The organism is Rossellomorea yichunensis, assembly GCF_032337515.1.
In the GTDB taxonomy this organism is placed as follows: domain Bacteria; phylum Bacillota; class Bacilli; order Bacillales; family Bacillaceae_B; genus Rossellomorea; species Rossellomorea yichunensis.
The window spans coordinates 426041-444894 of record NZ_JAVYAD010000001.1 but is presented as its reverse complement, the minus strand read 5'-3'; the positions used below and the strand labels follow the sequence as shown (position 1 = coordinate 444894).

General features: G+C 39.7%; 18 protein-coding genes. 6 read left to right on the top strand and 12 right to left on the bottom strand.

The window, feature by feature from the left end:
- The first annotated feature begins 61 nt into the window (after window positions 1–61).
- Window positions 62–682 (top strand): YktB family protein, encoded by a 621-nt coding sequence (locus RSX31_RS02240; RefSeq protein WP_148968608.1) that lies wholly within the window; start codon window positions 62–64, stop codon window positions 680–682.
- A 66-nt stretch (window positions 683–748) separates the two neighbouring features.
- Here the strand turns inward: RSX31_RS02240 and RSX31_RS02235 are convergent, their stop codons facing one another.
- Together RSX31_RS02235 and RSX31_RS02230 are read right to left on the bottom strand one after the other, a co-directional pair.
- Complete coding sequence (locus RSX31_RS02235) at window positions 749–1021, bottom strand: UPF0223 family protein (protein ID WP_148968607.1); 273 nt, start codon at window positions 1019–1021, stop codon at window positions 749–751.
- Between the two features lie 31 nt (window positions 1022–1052).
- Window positions 1053–2009, bottom strand: a complete 957-nt coding sequence (locus RSX31_RS02230; RefSeq protein WP_148968606.1) for an NAD(P)H-dependent flavin oxidoreductase — start codon at window positions 2007–2009, stop codon at window positions 1053–1055.
- Between the two features lie 299 nt (window positions 2010–2308).
- Here RSX31_RS02230 and RSX31_RS02225 point away from each other — a divergent pair, with 299 nt between their 5' ends.
- The gene (locus tag RSX31_RS02225; RefSeq protein WP_315633088.1) at window positions 2309–3778 is read left to right on the top strand and encodes an aminotransferase class I/II-fold pyridoxal phosphate-dependent enzyme; all 1470 of its coding nucleotides are present in this window, start codon (window positions 2309–2311) and stop codon (window positions 3776–3778) included.
- A 95-nt stretch (window positions 3779–3873) separates the two neighbouring features.
- On the opposite strand, the gene RSX31_RS02220 is transcribed toward RSX31_RS02225, so the two are convergent.
- Both RSX31_RS02220 and RSX31_RS02215 read right to left on the bottom strand, forming a co-directional pair.
- Window positions 3874–3993 carry a GapA-binding peptide SR1P gene (locus RSX31_RS02220; RefSeq protein ID WP_148968604.1) on the bottom strand — a complete coding sequence of 40 codons (120 nt, stop codon included), beginning with the start codon at window positions 3991–3993 and terminating at the stop codon, window positions 3874–3876.
- 276 nt (window positions 3994–4269) lie between these two features.
- Entirely contained in the window at window positions 4270–5109 is an 840-nt protein-coding gene (locus RSX31_RS02215) for a polysaccharide deacetylase family protein (protein ID WP_148993507.1), read from the bottom strand.
- A 614-nt stretch (window positions 5110–5723) separates the two neighbouring features.
- Between RSX31_RS02215 and RSX31_RS02210 the strand changes: the two genes are divergently transcribed.
- A complete protein-coding gene (locus RSX31_RS02210) occupies window positions 5724–6119 on the top strand; it encodes a hypothetical protein (protein WP_148993505.1) in 396 nt (131 codons plus the stop codon).
- Window positions 6120–6235: 116 nt separating this feature from the next.
- Here the strand turns inward: RSX31_RS02210 and lpdA are convergent, their stop codons facing one another.
- From lpdA to RSX31_RS02185, 5 genes are all read right to left on the bottom strand, one after another.
- Window positions 6236–7645 (bottom strand): dihydrolipoyl dehydrogenase, encoded by a 1410-nt coding sequence (lpdA, locus tag RSX31_RS02205; RefSeq protein WP_148968600.1) that lies wholly within the window; start codon window positions 7643–7645, stop codon window positions 6236–6238.
- A gap of 4 nt (window positions 7646–7649) precedes the next feature.
- A complete protein-coding gene (locus tag RSX31_RS02200) occupies window positions 7650–9014 on the bottom strand; it encodes a dihydrolipoamide acetyltransferase family protein (RefSeq protein ID WP_148993504.1) in 1365 nt (454 codons plus the stop codon).
- A gap of 157 nt (window positions 9015–9171) precedes the next feature.
- Window positions 9172–10149: an alpha-ketoacid dehydrogenase subunit beta gene (locus RSX31_RS02195; protein WP_044337544.1), complete on the bottom strand. Its 978-nt coding sequence runs from the start codon at window positions 10147–10149 to the stop codon at window positions 9172–9174.
- A gap of 3 nt (window positions 10150–10152) precedes the next feature.
- Complete coding sequence (pdhA, locus tag RSX31_RS02190; protein WP_148968598.1) at window positions 10153–11268, bottom strand: pyruvate dehydrogenase (acetyl-transferring) E1 component subunit alpha; 1116 nt, start codon at window positions 11266–11268, stop codon at window positions 10153–10155.
- A 519-nt stretch (window positions 11269–11787) separates the two neighbouring features.
- Entirely contained in the window at window positions 11788–12447 is a 660-nt protein-coding gene (locus tag RSX31_RS02185; protein ID WP_315633083.1) for a YkyA family protein, read from the bottom strand.
- A 333-nt stretch (window positions 12448–12780) separates the two neighbouring features.
- Between RSX31_RS02185 and def the strand changes: the two genes are divergently transcribed.
- A complete protein-coding gene (gene def, locus RSX31_RS02180; RefSeq protein WP_148993501.1) occupies window positions 12781–13335 on the top strand; it encodes a peptide deformylase in 555 nt (184 codons plus the stop codon).
- 49 nt (window positions 13336–13384) lie between these two features.
- On the opposite strand, the gene RSX31_RS02175 is transcribed toward def, so the two are convergent.
- On the bottom strand, window positions 13385–14155 hold the full coding sequence (locus RSX31_RS02175; protein ID WP_148993500.1) for a Cof-type HAD-IIB family hydrolase: 771 nt from the start codon (window positions 14153–14155) through the stop codon (window positions 13385–13387).
- Window positions 14156–15120: 965 nt separating this feature from the next.
- On the opposite strand from RSX31_RS02175, the gene RSX31_RS02170 reads away from it, so the two are divergent.
- Both RSX31_RS02170 and rnjA read left to right on the top strand, forming a co-directional pair.
- Window positions 15121–15327, top strand: coding sequence for a DNA-dependent RNA polymerase subunit epsilon (locus tag RSX31_RS02170; RefSeq protein WP_148968595.1), 207 nt, complete (start codon window positions 15121–15123; stop codon window positions 15325–15327).
- A gap of 3 nt (window positions 15328–15330) precedes the next feature.
- The gene (gene rnjA, locus RSX31_RS02165) at window positions 15331–16998 is read left to right on the top strand and encodes a ribonuclease J1 (RefSeq protein WP_148968594.1); all 1668 of its coding nucleotides are present in this window, start codon (window positions 15331–15333) and stop codon (window positions 16996–16998) included.
- Window positions 16999–17047: 49 nt separating this feature from the next.
- Here rnjA and RSX31_RS02160 read toward each other — a convergent pair whose 3' ends face one another.
- Both RSX31_RS02160 and RSX31_RS02155 read right to left on the bottom strand, forming a co-directional pair.
- Window positions 17048–17704, bottom strand: coding sequence for a potassium channel family protein (locus tag RSX31_RS02160; RefSeq protein WP_315633080.1), 657 nt, complete (start codon window positions 17702–17704; stop codon window positions 17048–17050).
- Window positions 17705–17815: 111 nt separating this feature from the next.
- Window positions 17816–18829 (bottom strand): cytochrome d ubiquinol oxidase subunit II, encoded by a 1014-nt coding sequence (locus tag RSX31_RS02155; RefSeq protein WP_315633078.1) that lies wholly within the window; start codon window positions 18827–18829, stop codon window positions 17816–17818.
- Window positions 18830–18854: the final 25 nt, after the last annotated feature.

The following is an 18854-nucleotide window of genomic DNA, read 5'->3' as shown; positions in this document are numbered from 1 at the left end:
CTTCACTACAAGCTTGTACCTCATTATGTTAAGATATTGGTGGTTATAAGGAGGATACAACATGAAATTTAATGGTTTCAAACAAGAAGATTTCCAAGTTTTCTCGATTAATGGGTTAGAAGATCGAATGACTGCCATTCAAGAACAGATCAGACCTAAACTTGATTATTTAGGCGATCATTTCGCACCCACTTTAAGCGCATTAACAGGAACGGAGATGTTTTACCATGTGGCTAAACATGCACGTCGATCGGTTAACCCTCCTGATGATACCTGGGTTGCGTTCGCGAACAACAAACGTGGTTATAAAAAACATCCACACTTTCAGATAGGGTTATGGGAAACCCATGTTTTTGTCTGGTTCGCTATGATCTATGAAGCTCCAAATAAAGTTGAATTCGGTAAAAAAGTTGAAGAAAATGCAGATAAGATAAGATCATTGATTCCTGGTCACTTTGTTTGGTCTGGAGATCATACAAAGCCAGACGCTTCCCCTTTTTCTTCCATGTCACAAGATGAATTCATCGCTTTAAGTGAAAGAGTACAGAATGTCAAAAAAGCTGAGCTTCTTTGCGGACTTCATCTGGACCGGGATACAGCTGTTAAGCTGAATGGTGATGAATTTATCCAGGAAGTTAACAGTGCCTTTGAAACACTTTTACCCCTTTATAAAATGAACTAAACCAAATAACGGTTGGGAAAAATGCAGAAAGAACGACTGCCGAAAATGGCAGTCGTCCTTTTAGTTTTAGTTCATTGAAATTTTGTCAGCGTCCTGAAGCTCCTTCATCTTCTTTACGACACGATAGGATGAATAGCCACTGGATTCTTCAAATTCATTGCAAATTCTCTTTTCATCTGCTTTACCAGGGACGATTTCTTTAAAACGCTTGTAACGATTCATAAGGTCATCTCTGGAGACACCTTTTTCATAAGCTTTCTCGATTGCTTCGAAAAAGGCGACAACATCGATGACTTCTTCTGTTGACCAGTCTATATCAAAAGGATATTGATATTCCATTGTTTACAACAACTCCTTGAATGATGATGTATTAATTCCATTTCTTCCGGATGCCCTCTGCTTGTGAGATCATTCGTTGAATGAGATCCTTAACCGATGGGATGTCATTGATCAATCCCATCACTTGTCCTGCCCACGCAAACCCTGAGTCTACTTCCCCATCGTAAATGTAACGTTTATTGGCTTCACCGCTTATGTATGCTTTTAATCCTTCATAGCCAGCGTTCGATGTTTCAGCATCCAGTATCTGTTTGGTCCACGAGTTTGAAATGGCCCTTGCCGGTGCCCCTAAAGATCGTTTGATGACTACTGTACCATTCTCATCCCCTTCAATCAAGGTACGCTTATAAACTTCAGAAGCATGTACACATTCCTTTGTAGCAATAAATCTCGTGCCCATTTCAACTCCCTCTGCACCGAAGCTGAGAGCAGCCATCAATCCCCTTCCGTCCCCTACGCCTCCGGAAGCAATGACCGGAATGGAAACGGCATCCACCACTCCGGGAATCAGGACGAATGTACCAATATCATCTTTCCCCAGGTGACCTCCTCCTTCTTGACCAACAACCATCACTGCATCCGCACCGAGCTCTTCCGCTTTGATTGCCTGTCTTTTCGAGGCGACCAATACAAGCTTAACTATGTCTTTTCCCTGGAGTTGTTGAAACAGGGGAGTCGGGTTCCCTCCTGTAACGGAAACGACCGGAACTTTCTCTTCAATGGCAACGTCAACAAACTCGCTAAAGGGGCGTCCATGTTGACCGATGGCAAAGTTCACCCCGAACGGTTTATCCGTTAAAGACCTTACCTTCAGGATTTCTTCTCGTAACTGATCAGGATTGGCTAAAGACATGGCGGTGATCTGACCAAGACCACCCGCATTCGACACAGCCGCAGCCAGTTCTGCATATGCAAGATGTGCCAGTCCACCTTGTATTATTGGATATTGAATGTTTAATAACTCTGTTACCCTCGTTTTCCAATTCAATTGAATCCCTCCATTCACTGAACTATTCTCGATAAAGCAGGGAAAATCCTTTTCTTGATGGGACCATAATAAAAAAGAGTTACTGAAAGACAATAATAGATAATCAATGGCGGTAAAAATAAAATAACGATGGATGGGCACGTGCCACTATGCAAAGATTTTCTTAAGTGCTATAATTCATTTGTTTGTTGAAAATGTAGTAAGAAAAATTATGAAATCATGAGCAAAATCCTATATAATAATAACTTTAGCATGGCTATTAAATATGCTATAAAGAATATAAAGAGGTGTTGAATGAATTGTCTCAGAATGAAACGCCGTTATTTTCCGGCTTAATTGAACATAGTAAAAAAAATCCCGTCCAATTTCACATTCCCGGTCATAAAAAAGGTGCAGGTATGGATCCTGAGTTTAAGGATTTTATCGGAGAAAATGCCCTTTCCATTGATTTGATTAACATCGGCCCTTTAGATGATTTACATCAGCCTAAGGGAATGATAAAAAAAGCCCAGGACCTTGCAGCCGAAGCTTTTGGTGCCGATCATACTTTCTTCTCTGTTCAAGGAACGAGTGGTGCCATCATGACAATGGTCATGAGTGTATGTGGGCCCGGAGATAAAATCATCGTTCCCAGGAACGTTCATAAATCCGTTATGTCTGCCATTGTATTCTCAGGAGCCACACCGATCTTTATCCATCCGGACATTGATGAAGACCTGGGAATCTCTCACGGAATCACAACAGATGCAGTAGCAAAAGCATTGGAACAAAATCCGGATGCCAAGGGTGTTCTGGTCATCAATCCAACTTATTTCGGGATTTCTGCAGATCTCAAAAAGATTGTAGAAATCGCTCACTCATATAACGTTCCAGTACTTGTGGATGAAGCTCATGGCGTTCATATACATTTCCATGACGAGCTCCCCCTTTCAGCAATGCAGGCAGGTGCTGATTTGGCGGCTACCAGCGTACACAAACTTGGCGGTTCTATGACTCAGAGCTCTGTCCTTAATATGAAAGAAGGACTTGTTTCATCGAAACGGGTACAAACCATTTTAAGTATGTTGACGACTACCTCGACTTCCTACTTATTACTGGCTTCCCTCGATGTTGCAAGAAAACGGCTGGCCACTGAAGGTCGCGAGCTCATCACCAGGACGATTGAACTGTCACAGGAAATCAGAAGGCAGATCAACGAAATTGACGGTTTATACTGTGTAGGTGAAGAAATCCTTGGAACGAAAGCCACCTATGCCTACGATCCAACAAAGTTGATTGTGTCTGTGAAAGATTTAGGAATAAGTGGATTCGATGCAGAGAAGTGGCTACGGGAAGCCCATAATATTGAGGTTGAAATGTCTGACCTTTATAACATCCTTTGCATCATCACTCCTGGTGACACTAATGTGGAGGGGGATCAATTGGTCATGGCTTTAAAAGAGCTGGTGAAAAGTCTTAAAAAACATGGAGATATGACACCAGTTAAGGTTATGCTGCCTGACATACCTGTTCTTTCCATTACTCCCAGAGATGCTTTTTACGCAGATACCGAGGTCATTCCAATTGATGCGTCTGTCGGAAGAACAATCGCTGAATTCATTATGGTCTATCCTCCAGGAATTCCGATTTTCATCCCTGGTGAAATCATCACCAAGGAAAACATCAATTATATTAAAACCAATATAGAAGCAGGTCTGCCAGTACAAGGCCCTGAAGATTATGATTTACGTCACTTGAGAGTCATTAAAGAGCATAGAGCGATAAGATAAACAAAAAAGGATGAAGAAGGCCCCACCCTTCTTCATCCTTTTATTTATAAGAACCCCTTTAAGACATTTTCACTCCCTGCACCCCTTTGCAGGTTTCAGTCGTCTAATTCTTTGTCGTCGTTGCAATCACAGCAGTTAGAGAATAAAACAGAAACCTTCTCATCCTCGTAGTGATCGATAGTGTTAAGGCATGATTGACATACAATTGTTCCCATCTTTTTTCCTCTCCTTCACGATGTTTTTTTGTAAACGCTTTATCTTATCTGTTTCTATAATAATATAACACATTTAAAATATCAAGCCTAATTTGTATAACATATTTAACTTTTTATTCTCTTAATCAATCATACTATTAAACATTAAACTATATGTAAGTGTTTTCAATAACATGCCTGATTTTTATGTAGGTTTATACACTGAACTTTGTGTGAGGAAGAACAAATAAAAAAGCTGCGTGAAAGAAAGGCTTCTTTCACGCAGCTTTTTTTACATTATTCAACGGTCTTTATTCTATTTGGATCCAAGGTTTCATATCCCTTATCCCGCAGGCCCTTTACAATATCAGATAAACCCTCGCTCGTCCATGTGCGATCATGCATGAGCAGGTTTGCCCCATCATTCAGGTAAGGGCTGTTAACCATAATATCGGTGATTGCTTCTTTGTTCTGATATTGCTTTTCCCAATCATATCCGTATGTCCAGTTCATTAGTGACATCTTTTCTTCTGCTGCAATTTGTCGGCTATAGTCAGTATTCTGACCAAATGGAGCCCTGAAGAATTTTGGTCGTTCTCCAATGATGGATTCAATAAGATCATTTAGTGACACAATTTCTTCTTTTTGCTTTTCAGGAGAGATTTCTTTAAGACTGCTGTGACTGTATGTGTGATTACCAATCGCAAATCCCATATCATGAATCTTTTTTAAAGTCTCTTTTTCTTCTGGTGTATCAAGAAAATGACCATTTACAAAGAAGATAGCAGGAGCATTCAGTGCTTTGAGATCATTTGCCATTTGTAGAGCATGTTGATCCGGTGCATCATCGATCGTAAGGAGAACCACTTTGGGATTCGCATCTCCTATAGGATTAATGCTCCAGTTATTTTCATTGATCATATAGTCCTTTGATTGAACCGCCTCTTCTGACGGCTCAGCTTTTTCTTCTTGTTCATTATCGCTTTCTTGTGAAGCGGCACCATCACTTGTCTTATCGCTCTCTTTGTCCACTACAGACTGATCAGGCTTTTTGGTTTCTTCTTTAATGGTTGTTGGTTCACTCGAGCATGCTGTTAATAGTAGTAGAGTTAAGCCAGATGCTAAAATCTTTTTCATGTCTATCACCTTTCCGTATTCACTTTGAATATTTTAACATATTCTTTAGTAAATCTGGGAAAGAATTAAAATATTTCCATTAAATTTTCAAATACTACTTTGAAGGCAAAAAAGCACGTTAAACTGAATGAAGTTATAAATAAGGTCAGCTTCCTTGACTGAACGATTTTCTTCGCAGCAATAAACGCCAAGTAAAAAAATATAACAAACATGATCCACTTATATTCTAAATGATCCTTATCAGACATCCATTCAGCTATATAGAAAACACTCCATAAAATCATTTGAACCAAAAAAGCAATATACGATTTCATGTTCATTACATCCTTTGAATGATTTATTTTAAACTTCCTTCTTTTTATTTACCCCTATTCTTGGATTGAAACCTTATGATTATTTAATAAAGGCGTAGAGCAGCCTTCAATCATCGTATTAATATAGTATATTCTTTTATGATTACTTTCATTATGTATGTCTTTTCAATTATGTAACATTTCAATGACTTGACCCTTTTATGATTTTTCATATGATAAAATGTGACTGAAGATCAGTACAAAAGTCATTTATTTACAAATTCAAAGTTCATAGCATCGTTTAAGAAAAGAGGATGATGTATGAAACATATACTCGCTTTAGCAATACTAATCATTTCCACGATGTTGCTTTTGACTTCATGTGATTATATTTCTTCCAACAAAGTTGTTTTAGCAGAAGATCAGTTTATAGAAAAACAGGTTATCTTTTTTACCGATGAACGAAACGTTTCTAAAGAAATACCCTACTACGATGCAATCATTGAGCTGAAAAAACAGTACCCTGATAGCCTTAAACGTTTAAAGGTAGTGAGCCTCAATACCGAAGCACCAAATAAAATAGCAGATTCTCCCCCGACTTCTCCAGCAATCGTTGTGGTAGAAAACAATCAGGTCATATGTAAAGTGGAAGGCGATATTACTAAAGAAGACATAATAAAACCCGTTTCAAGCGCAATCGAAAGTTGGGATCAATAAATTTCGGGAATAAAAAAAGGGATTGAAGCAAAAAACGCTTCAATCCCTTTTTTTAATAGTACTAAATAGTAAAAGGAGTATCCCGGCAAATCGGGATACTCCTTGATTAACTTACATTATTTTACGATGTGAATCGGGCTACCCATAGCAACTTCTGCTGCTTCCATGGAAATCTCACCTAGTGTTGGGTGAGCATGAATAGTCATTGCAACATCTTCAGCTGTCATACCGGATTCAATAGCCAGTCCAAGTTCAGCAATCATGTCTGATGCTCCTGCACCAACGATTTGTGCTCCGATAATTAAACCATCTTCTTTACGAGTTACAAGCTTCATGAAACCATCTGTAGCATTCAGTGCCAATGCACGGCCATTAGCGGCGAATGGGAATTTAGCAGCGATTACTTCGATGCCTTCTTCTTTCGCTTGAGCTTCAGAATAACCTACTGTAGCTAATTCCGGATCTGTGAAGCACACAGCTGGAATACCAAGGTAGTCGATTTCTGCTGGTTCACCAGAGATGACTTCAGCAGCAATCTTACCTTCGTAAGAAGCTTTGTGAGCAAGTGGTGGTCCATCTACGATGTCACCGATCGCGAAAATGTTCGGGATGTTTGTGCGGCATTGCTTATCAATTTTGACAACTCCGCGGTCTGTCATCTCGATTCCAACTTCTTCAAGACCGATTTCATCCGTATTCGGGCGGCGGCCTACCGTTACTAGAACGTAATCAGCTTCAACAGATTTTTCTTCGCCTTTTACTTCATATTTAACGACAACGCCGCTGTCACTTTCTTCAACGCCTTTAGCCATCGCCTTGGTAACGACCTCTACACCTTTTTTCTTAAGATCTTTTTTCACAATTGCTGTCATTTGCTTTTCGAATCCGCTAAGAATATCGTCAGCACCTTCTAAGATTGTTACTTGAGATCCAAGATTTGCATACGCAGTACCAAGCTCAGTTCCGATGTACCCTCCACCGATAACAACAAGCTTGCTTGGGATTTCTTCCAATGCAAGGGCACCTGTAGAATCAAGTACGCGTTTAGAGAACTTGAAGCTAGGGATTTCAATTGGGCGTGAACCTGTTGCAAGAATCAAGTTCTTGAACTTGTATGTTTGAGCAGAGTTATCGTCCATCACACGAAGTGTATTAGCATCTACAAGGTAAGCTTCACCGCGAACGATTTCTGCTTTGTTTCCTTTAAGGAGACCTTCAACACCACCAGTTAATTTCTTAACAACGCCAGCTTTCCACTCTTGAACCTTATCAAAGTTCACTTTTACGTTTTCAGCAACAATACCCATGTCATCAGAGTGTTGAGCATTGTGAAAACGGTGACCCGCTGTGATCAAAGCTTTAGATGGGATACAACCAACGTTTAAGCATACTCCACCTAAATTTTCTTTTTCAATGATCGTTACTTTTTGTCCAAGTTGTGCTGCACGGATTGCAGCTACATATCCTCCAGGACCTGATCCGACAACTATCGTATCTGTTTCAATTGGGAAATCTCCTACTACCATTGTATTACGCCTCCATTAATAATAATTCTGGATCGTTCAACAAACGCTTGATATGGTTAAGTGCATGTTGAGCAGTAGCTCCGTCGATCATACGGTGATCGAAGCTCAATGATAATGCTAACACAGGTGCTGCTACAATTTCACCATTTTTAACTACAGGTTTTTCTGCAATACGTCCAACTCCAAGGATTGCAACCTCTGGGTGGTTGATTACCGGAGTAAACCATTGTCCACCGGCAGAACCAATATTCGTGATCGTGCATGAAGCGCCTTTCATTTCATCACCAGAAAGTTTACCATCACGAGCTTTTCCAGCTAGTTCGTTAATTTCATTTGAAATTGAGAACATAGATTTACGATCAGCATTTTTCACAACAGGTACTAATAGACCTTTGTCAGTATCTGCAGCGATACCAATGTTGTAATAATGTTTTTGAACGATTTCGCTCGTTGAATCATCAATGGATGTGTTTAGTGCCGGGTATTCACGTAAGGCACTTGTTAATGCTTTAACGATGTAAGGTAAGAATGTTAATTTAATACCTTTTTCAGCTGCAACTTCTTTGAATTTCTTGCGGTGGGCCCAAAGTTTCGTTACATCGATTTCATCCATTAATGTTACGTGAGGTGCTGTATGTTTAGAGTTTACCATTGCTTTCGCAATTGCTTTACGCATACCACTCATTTTCTCGCGAGTTTCAGGGTATTCACCTTCTGGAGCTTTAGGTGCAGCCGCTTTAGAATCAGCTTCTGGTGCTTTTTCTTCTGCTTTCGCTTCTTCAGCAGTTTCAGCCGGCTTAGAATCTCCGTTTAAGAAAGCATCGATATCTTCTTTAACGACACGTCCGTTTTTACCAGAACCGGATACTTGGCGAATCTCCACACCGTTTTCTCTCGCATACTTACGAACGGAAGGCATAGCGATGACACGCTTATTAGGATCAACTTCTGCGTCAGCAGCACTTTGATTCACACCTTCAGATTTCTCTTCAACAGCTTCTGGTGATGCATCTTTCTTGACATCTTGACCTTGTTCCGCTGTTCCTTGAACTTGACCTTCTGTTTTCTCGTCAGCTTTAGGAGCTTCTTTCTTCTCCCCATCGTCACCTTTGAACTGAAGATCTTCGTAACCAGGTGCATCGAACTTAATCAGTGTATCACCTACAACTGCTACAGTTCCTTCGTCAACAAGAAGCTCTTCAACTGTTCCTGCTACCGGAGATGGAATTTCTACTACTGCTTTATCATTTTGGACTTCACATAGTACATCGTCTTCTTCAACTTTATCGCCAGGCTTAACAAACCATTTTACGATTTCACCTTCATGAATACCTTCACCAATGTCTGGTAATTTGAATTCGAATGACATGGATTCTACCTCCTGTATTGAATAATGATTAAAAATAGATGAATGTAAAACTTATATCTGTCTAATTTTCTTATATCTATAATTGGAAAAGAGAAGGGTGGAATGCCCTTCTGTTTTCACTTGAATATTAAGGGGGAGCATGAATGCTCCTCACCCATTAAAAGTTAAGTACTTTTTTCGCCGTTTCAAGAACATCTTTGTGATTCGGTAACCAGATTGGCTCCGCTTGGGAGAAAGAGTACACTGTATCTGGCGCCGCTACTCGAAGTACCGGAGCTTCAAGGCTAAGAATTGCACGGTCATTGATCTCAGCAACAACGTTCGCTGCAATACCGGCTTGTTTTTGAGCCTCTTGAACAACAATGGCACGGTTCGTTTTTTCAACAGATGCCATGATTGTGTCGATATCCAGTGGGCTAACTGTACGTAAATCGATTACTTCAACAGAATGGCCTTCTTTTTCAAGCTCTTCAGCCGCTTTTAAGGATTCGTGTACCATAGCTCCGTAAGTGATGATGGAAAGGTCTGTACCTTCACGTTTCACATCCGCTTTACCAAGTTCGATTGTGTATTCCTCTTCTGGAACCTCTTGACGGAATGAACGGTATAATTTCATGTGCTCCAAGAAAATGACAGGGTCATTATCACGGATAGATGAAATTAATAAACCTTTTGCGTCATAAGGTGTTGATGGAATAACAACTTTCAGACCAGGTTGCTGAGCCATCAATCCTTCCAAGCTGTCCGCATGAAGTTCTGGAGTATGTACTCCACCACCGAATGGGGAACGGATTGTGATTGGAGAAGTATACGTTCCACCTGAACGGTAACGCATACGCGCCATTTGTCCACTTACTGAGTCCATTACTTCATAAACGAAACCAAAGAATTGGATTTCAGGTACTGGACGGTAACCTTCTAATGCTAAACCGATTGCTAAACCACCGATTCCTGATTCTGCTAGTGGAGTATCGAATACACGGTCTTCACCGAATTCTTTCTGAAGTCCTTCCGTTGCACGGAATACACCACCGTTTAGACCTACGTCCTCACCAAAAACTAAAACGTCTTCGTTGTTGCGTAGTTCTGTGCGCAGTGCATCAGTGATCGCTTGAATCATTGTCATTTGCGCCATGGCTTATTTCGACTCCTTTTCTTTGTAGATTTCTAATTGTTCTTTCAGGTTGTAAGGAAGCTCTTCATACATATTGTTAATGAAATCAGTAACTTTTTGTTTAGGAGTTCCATCTGCTTCTTTAATAGCTTGTTTGATATCTTCCTTCGCTTCTTCGATCACTTCATTTTCTTTCTCTTCACTCCATAATCCTTTAGCTTCTAAGAATTTACGGAAGCGCACCAATGGATCTTTCTTTTCCCAATCAGTATCCATTTCTGAAGTACGGTAGCGAGTTGGATCATCACCAGCCATTGTATGTGGTCCATAACGGTAGCAAAGTGTTTCGATCAGTGAAGGACCCTCACCATTTACAGCACGATTACGAGCCTCTAATGTAGCTGAATACACTGCTAATGGATCCATTCCATCCACTAAAATACCAGGGATACCAGCAGCAACCGCTTTTTGAGCAATTGTACGACCGGCTGTTTGCTTATCACGTGGTGTCGAGATTGCGAACTGGTTGTTTTGAACAACGAAAATCGCTGGAGCTGCGTACGCACCTGCAAAGTTAATTCCTTCGTAGAAATCACCTTGTGAAGATCCACCGTCACCTGTATATGTAACGGCGACAGCTTTCTTACCACGTTTCTTAAGACCTAATGCCACCCCGGCAGTTTGGATGTATTGAGCACCGATGATGATCTGTGGTGATAATACATTCACTCCTTCTGGAGGCTGGTTTCCTTTAAAGTGTCCACGTGAGAATAAGAATGCTTGAGCTAACGGAAGTCCGTGCCAAACGATTTGTGGAACATCACGATATCCAGGCAGGATCCAATCTTCCTTCTCTAAAGCAAAGTGGGAAGCAATTTGTGATGCCTCCTGTCCAGCTGTTGGTGCATAGAAACCTAAACGTCCTTGACGGTTCAGGGAGATTGATCTTTGATCAAGAATACGAGTATAAACCATACGACGCATTAATTCCTGAAGATCCTCATCAGAGATCTCCGGCATTGCGTCTTCGTTTACTACTTCGCCTTCTTCGTTCAAAATTTGGAACATTTCAAACTTGTCTTCAATTTGTTCGAGCGTCTTAACTGCATCGAATTGTGCCTTCTTTGATTTAGAAGCCATCGAAGTCACCTATCCTTTCTTTATACATTTATTTTGGTTTTTTTACATACAAAGTTTAGATTACCCAAATTCAGTATGACCTACCACAATACTTGCGGATACACACACTATTACTAGTTTTCCACAAATACCAAGAAAGAAAACCCGAAATTACATTCGAGCTTATCTGTATCAGTCACAATGTCACATCGACTAATACAATCCATGAATACCTTTACTAGTTTACAATATAGAAATTCAGGAAGTCAACGACAAAGTATTATAAATTCTTGTTTCCAAGTGAGCACGAAATTTTTTTCTACCAATTCTTTTCAAAACTGTATCAATACTTACACAAACCCTGTTATATATAAACACCTGTAACAACTTTATCTGTTATAGAGTAAGGATGCCACTAATCTCCTATACCCCGTGATTATCTTGTGACCTACAACGAATTTTGATAATTATTTTTGCTTACAAAGACAAAAAAAGTGATAGTCGAGGAAGTTTTTCTCGTCTATCACTTTTTATCCTTCTTTATTCTGATTCTTTTACATCGAGACCGGCGCTCGAATAAAATGTTTGTTTCATGTTATTGAATTCTTCTGTCTTTTTGTTATAGTCCTCATTATAATTCACTATTTTTTCATATTGGTCATTAATAGAGGAGATTTGTTTTTCGAGCTCTTCCATTGTAAGCTCTTTCTTTTTGAACATATTATAAAGTTCTTTATCCAGAGATAGCGCATCCAGATAAGAAGATGTTAGCTTTTCATGAAGCTGATAACGTTCTTCCATCGTTTCTTTCAGCTTTTTTGCTTCCTTTTTAAGACCCTGACTTTCTAACTTATCAACATATTCGTCTGCTTTCGCAAACTCTTCCTCGGCCTCACTCATGGACTTACGTTCTTTATCGATGTATTCTTTTCTTTTTTTGATGTTGTCCAGAGCTTCATCGGAAAGCTTTACAATTTGGTCAAACTCTTTCATCCCAAGATCCATTATCTTAGTATAAATCTCTTTTTCTTTTTCTTCTAATTCTTGAAGAGGTTTTTGAACTTCAACATATTGACCTTCTTTAGATACTGTTTCTTCAAGAACATTATACATATTCTCTTCGGGTGAAGAACCACCGACACAGCCCATTAATACAAAGATAGCGGCTCCTAAAATGAAAGCAAAACGAAATTTCGACACAACTAGATCCCCCTTAACTATTTACCACCTTCTACTATATCTATGTCTACAACATTTGACAATAGGGATTTACAACTGTGGAAAAAAATGTCGATTAGACTAATCTTCCTATTAAAATAAATATGTCATTTACGCTGTGAGTATTCCACCTTATAATAAATCTCATTCATTAACTTTTCCGGAGTGAAATGATAGACTATTATCATACATAATAGATAATTTTAATGAATAAAGTAGAGATACAATTGATAAAAGGTCTTGTCTCTAAGTGTCCTGTAAAGACATGTTACGCCTTTACATCCATATCTCTACCGTACCTGAGGAGGAAAATCAATGATTACGATGAATGACATCATCCGTGAGGGGCATCCTACATTAACAATGGTGGCAAAGGCAGTGGCTATACCGCCATCAAAAGAAGACCAGGAAACATTAAGAAGCTTATTGGAGTATGTAGTAAACAGCCAAAATCCTGAAACTGCAAATAAGTATGGGCTCAGACCCGGGATTGGCCTTGCTGCACCTCAAATCAATATTTCCAAGCGGATGTTAGCTGTCAATGTGACAGACAATCAAGGGAAACTATACAGCTATGCTTTATTCAACCCTAAAATTATCAGCCACTCAATCGAGAAAGCTTATTTAACATCCGGTGAAGGGTGCTTATCGGTTGACAGAAATGTACCAGGATTTGTTCCACGCTATGCCAGAGTGACGGTAAAGGGCTGGGATGTGGATGGAAACGAAGTGAAGCTGCGTTTAAAGGGCCTGCCATCCATTGTGTTCCAACACGAAATCGACCATTTGAATGGGATTATGTTCTACGACCATATCAATCCGAAGAACCCATTCGAGCCGATTCCGGATGCGATTGCCATTGAAAGATAATAGAAAAAGACTTCTTCACGTTATCAGAAGAAGTCTTTTTTGTTATTCATTATATTAATTCAAGTTCCTTCAAGCCATGATATATTCCATCGTCATCGACGTGTTTCGTGATCAAATCTGCATGTCTTTGTACTTCTTGCACGGCATTCCCCATGGCAACACCGGTACCAACGGATTGAATCATTTCAATATCATTTAATCCGTCTCCAAACGCAAATACATCTTCCATTTTAAAGCCGAGCTTTGCGATCATCTTTTTGATGCCTTCTGCTTTCGATCCTCCTTTTGGCAGGATATCCATGGAAAATTGATGCCAGCGTATGAACGTGAAGTCACTGTATTTCTCCCTGTAAAAGCTCTCATCTTCCTTTGTACAAAATAACAAGGATTGATAAATATCTCTATCCTTATAAAAATCCGGGGCATAATCTGGATGTGGAAATTTTAAACTTCCCATACTCTCTTCAATATATTTATGGTGCTTCTGGTTTGACTTCATCGTTTGATGATTCAAGTGAACCACCGGATGTTCCTTCGTGTAAGCATCCTCAAGCAACTCTTCTAATGTCTGGATTCTTAATGGATTTGTGTAGATTACCTCATTTTCAAAAACCACATACTGCCCATTAAAGGAAACAAAGGACTCGATTCCTAATTCTTCCCTCAGGCTCTCATACATGAATGGAGCCCTGCCAGTTGCAATTGCTACATAAGTACCGTTGGATTGTAATGTTTGGATGGCTTCTTTCGTTGCTTGAGGCAGCTTCTTATCGTGGTCAAGCAGTGTACCATCTATATCGAAGAAAACTATTTTAGACATATCCAATCTCCTTTTCATACGTAATCGATCATCTGTTTTACCCGTTGTTTAAAGTAATCCTTTGTGGCATAAATGTCAATGAATGAGCACAGACGCTCTCATTTACCAAACTTAACCATGTAAGAGATTCAATAAATTCCGTACAATATAAGTAAGACAACAGAGACTTCGGTATTATCTTCCCTTTACTTCAAAGGAAAATCTCGGTAAACTATTGATAAGGAGTGATCCACCATGTTAAAAAAGCTCAGAAAGAAGCTTTTAAAACAGTGGAAAGAATTGCTTAGAAAAAAAACGATTGCATAGTATTTCATGCTGCCGAACGAACTTAAGCAGTTACACTATTAAAAAATATGCAATTCGGCTATACTGTCATACGTTTACACAAATAATAAGGGACTGATGCCACTAGTGAGCTTTTTGTCTCCATTGGTTCAGTCCCTCTTCTCTATTTTTGTAATGATTTAATGAAGGATTCTCTCAAAAACTTTATTTACACGAAAGAATCCTTTATAATTTATAGCATACATAAACAAGATGATTCATCCCTACTTAAATGATAGGTTCATTTAGAAGAGTTAGAGTGAGGACCGTCCTCTATGGTAAATTCTCGTGAAAGATAGATTTCACCAGCCTTTCTGTCATATCGAAAGGTCGCCCTGTGTTAAGGAAATGATTCCTTTACCAATCGTTTTTTTACCACAGGGCGTAAATGAGCCATATATGAACATAGTAACTGTTCAGACCATAATGGTATATCTATACCTATACCTATTAGAAGGGAAGCTAGCCCTCTAATGTCCAGCTCCAGCGTCAAGCCCTATTCGTCAAACCATATCCCTCAACCGGAGACTGGTTATATGCCAATAGGTGCATAGGCGCCGCTTATGTTATGTTAGTTGATAACTTTTTTATCATAGATGAAAGTTAGATTTTTTGAAAACGGATAAGGAGAGAGAAAAGACATGATTTTTAAAGTATTTTATCAAGAAAGTAAAGCAGAAGTGCCTGTTCGCGAATGCACTCAATCTCTTTACATGAAAGCAGATTCAGAACGTGAAGTACGTCTGAAATTAAAAGACAAACCGTATAATATTGAATTCGTACAAAAGCTAGAGGGCGCTTTTTTAGAGTATGAAGAAAACCATCATTCTTTCGAGTTGGAGCAATAATCAATGAAATTTGTCAAGAATGACCAAACCGCAGTATTTGCCCTTGGCGGTTTAGGTGAAATCGGTAAAAACACATACGGCGTACAATTCCAAGACGAAATCATCTTGATCGATGCAGGAATCAAGTTCCCTGAAGACGAACTCCTCGGTATCGATTACGTAATCCCTGACTATACGTATCTCGTGAAGAATGCGGATAAAATCAAAGGCCTTTTCGTGACACACGGACACGAAGACCATATTGGTGGAATCCCCTATCTACTGCGCGAATTAAACATCCCGATATACGGCGGGAAGCTCGCATTGGGACTTATTAAAAACAAGCTTGAAGAGCACGGTCTATTAAGAAATGCGAAACTCAATGTCATCCAAGAAGATGACATCATTAAATTCCGCAAAACGTCCGTAACCTTCTTCAGAACGACTCACAGTATTCCGGATTCATACGGGATTGTTGTGAAAACACCACCTGGTAATGTTGTTCACACAGGTGACTTTAAATTTGATTTCACGCCGGTCGGTGAGCCCGCGAACTTAACCAAAATGGCTGAAATCGGAAAAGAAGGCGTTCTTTGTCTTCTATCTGATAGTACGAACGCTGAAGTTCCAAACTTCACAATGTCGGAACGTAAGGTCGGAGAAAGCATCAATGACATTTTCCGCAAAGTGGACGGTCGTGTTATATTCGCTACTTTTGCTTCTAATATTCACCGTCTTCAACAAGTGGTGGAAGCAGCTGTCTTTCATAATAGAAAAGTCGCTGTTTTCGGAAGAAGCATGGAAGCGGCCATTACAATCGGTCAAGAATTAGGATATATTAACGCTCCTAAAGATACTTTCATTGAACATAACCAAATTAATCGTTTACCTGCGAACGAAGTGGCGATATTATGTACAGGTTCCCAAGGTGAACCAATGGCTGCATTATCAAGAATTGCAAACGGTACTCACCGTCAGATTCAGATCCAGCCTGGAGATACCGTTGTATTCTCTTCTTCACCGATTCCTGGAAATACGATCAGTGTAAACCGTACAATCAACCTATTATATCGTGCTGGAGCAGAAGTGATTCATGGACCATTAAGTGATATCCATACATCTGGTCATGGTGGACAACAAGAAATGAAGTTAATGCTCCGCCTGATGAACCCAACCTTCTTTATGCCGATACATGGTGAATTCCGCATGCAGAAGATGCACGCTCAGCTGGGTGTAGATTGTGGCGTACAGCCTGAAAACTGCTTCATAATGGACAATGGTGAAGTCCTTGCATTAAGCAATGACTCAGCACAGGTAGCTGGAAAAATCCCTTCTGGAAACGTCTATATCGATGGAAGCGGTATTGGTGATATCGGTAATATCGTCCTTCGTGATCGCCGCATCCTTTCAGAAGAAGGATTGGTCATCGTCGTTGTAAGCATCGACATGAAGGATTTCAAAATTGCTTCCGGTCCGGACCTTATTTCAAGAGGTTTCGTATACATGCGTGAATCAGGTGACCTTATTAATGAAGCACAAACGCTTATTTCTAAACACTTGAACAAGGTTCTTGAAAGAAGAACATCACAATGGTCAGAAATCAAGAATGAAATCACAGATACACTTGCTCCATTCTTATACGAAAAAACAAAACGACGTCCGATGATTTTACCAATCATCATGGAAGTCTGATCAATCAAAAAAGAGGCTGACCCGATATGGGCCAGCCTCTTTTTTATTATTATAATACCTTCTTTTCAAAACGGTTAATATCTGTATCTGCACCGATTACAATCAGAATATCGCCTTCACGAATTTGTTCATCTGCTTGGGGAGACACAATAATATCCTTTTGTCTCTTTATCGCCACGATATTGATTCCAAATTGAGCACGGATATCCAGATCAATTAATGAATTCCCACTCAGATTTTCATTCGCCACAATCTCTACGATGGAGTGTTCATCCGACAACTCCAGATAATCCAATACATTATTCGAAACGATATTATGAGCAATCCTTCTTCCCATATCACGTTCTGGATGAACGACTTGGTTCGCACCTATTTTCCGCAATACTTTTTCATGATAATCATTTTGAGCCTTAACGGTAATTTTTTTAACCCCGATTTCTTTCATCATCAAGGTGGTTAAGATACTCGATTGGATATCGTCTCCAATTGCCACAATGACGTGATCGAAATTTCTTATTCCCAGGTTTTTTAAAACGGATTCGTCCGTTGCATCTGCCACTACCGCATGAGAGGCAATGGAAGAGAATTCATTTACTTTGTCTTCATCCTGATCAATCGCCATAACCTCCATGCCTTGATCTGATAATGAACGGACAATACTGCCCCCAAATCGTCCCAATCCGACAACCACAAACTCTTTTTTCACCATACATCCCCCCGCACTTTCTATATCCTTTATTTTAGCATAAAAAAAAGGAGAAAATGAAATTTCTCCCTGTTGTTTCTTGTATTAAATTTAGAAAGGTTTGAAAATTAATCACTTCTTTCCTTTAACATAATCTGCATCAAATAAAAACAGCCTCATTAACAGATATAAAGATGGAATCAATAATAGCAAGCCTGCTATAAAGACGATGACCAGGGCCATTCCCATCGTTGGATTGGTCACACTGGTTTCTATCGTAATAAATGGTTTTAGTATATAAGGTAAATGCGAAGCACCATAGCCAAAAAAGGCAAAGAAGAACTGCAGCATAACCAATATGAATGCCGTTCCAAAATTTTTCCGCATATAAATCATTAGCGATGCACCAAAGAAGCAAAGAAGTGACAACCCAAACATCCACCAAATATCAATCGCCTTCTCAAAATGCTCTGCATTATGCTCTCTCAATGATACAAACACTACTAAACTTGCCAGAATCGTGGGCGCACTCCAAAACAGGGAAAACGTTCTTAATTCCTCCCTGGAATCCATATCTCCTGCACGGTTGGCATAATAGGTTAGAAATGTCGCACTGATAAACAACACGGATACAATGGAAAGGGCCACTACACTCCACGAATAGGGGCTGGTAAAAAGCTCCTTGGCGAGGAAGATGACCTTATCTCCCTTCTCTTCCAGAAATCCACCTTCTGAAATCGTTAATGCCGTGGATAAGGAAGCAGGAATTAATAACCCGGTCGCCCCATATAAGAACAGGTACACGATATTGTCCTTTGACCCGTAATTTCCGAATGCATAGAAACTTCCTCTTATGGCTAATAAAATGATGGCGATACTTCCCGGAAGTAATAATGCCGTTCCATAATAATAGGCTGTGTCAGGAAAGAATCCGACTAGGCCCACAAAGAAGAAGACAAAAAAGACGTTGGTTACTTCCCATACCGGAGAAAGGTATCTGCTGATCAACACGTTCAAGGTATGCTCCTTGCCTTTCATTCTTCCATAAAAGGCGAAGAAGCCGGCTCCAAAATCAATCGAAGCTACTATCAGATAACCATAAAGGAAAATCCACAATACGGTAATCCCCACAACTTCCAAACTCATACCCATTCCTCCCTTAAAGCTTCAA